Source organism: Scandinavium manionii, assembly GCF_024764775.1.
Classification (GTDB): domain Bacteria; phylum Pseudomonadota; class Gammaproteobacteria; order Enterobacterales; family Enterobacteriaceae; genus Scandinavium; species Scandinavium manionii.
The window spans coordinates 1-255 of the sequence record NZ_JALIGC010000004.1 but is presented as its reverse complement, the minus strand read 5'-3'; the positions used below and the strand labels follow the sequence as shown (position 1 = coordinate 255).

The 255-nt window shown below is 47.5% G+C and carries 1 tRNA gene; it reads right to left on the bottom strand.

Annotated features, from left to right (window positions below):
- Nucleotides 1–161 precede the first annotated feature (161 nt).
- Nucleotides 162–237: transfer RNA gene (locus tag MUU51_RS00020), tRNA-Glu, on the bottom strand.
- Nucleotides 238–255 lie beyond the last annotated feature (18 nt).

Sequence of the window (255 nt, the reverse complement as noted above, 5' to 3'; positions counted from 1 at the left end):
ATTTTCCTTTCTTATTACGGAGAAAGGAAACAGTGTGTCGTTTCAATTTTCAGCTTGATCCAGATTTTTAAAGAGCAAATATCTCAAACATGACTCACCGCATACGCGATAAATCAGTTTTGAGATAAGGGGCCGGCGACTTTCACTCACAAACCAGCAAGTGGCGTCCCCTAGGGGATTCGAACCCCTGTTACCGCCGTGAAAGGGCGGTGTCCTGGGCCTCTAGACGAAGGGGACACTGAAGTCTCAATCGCA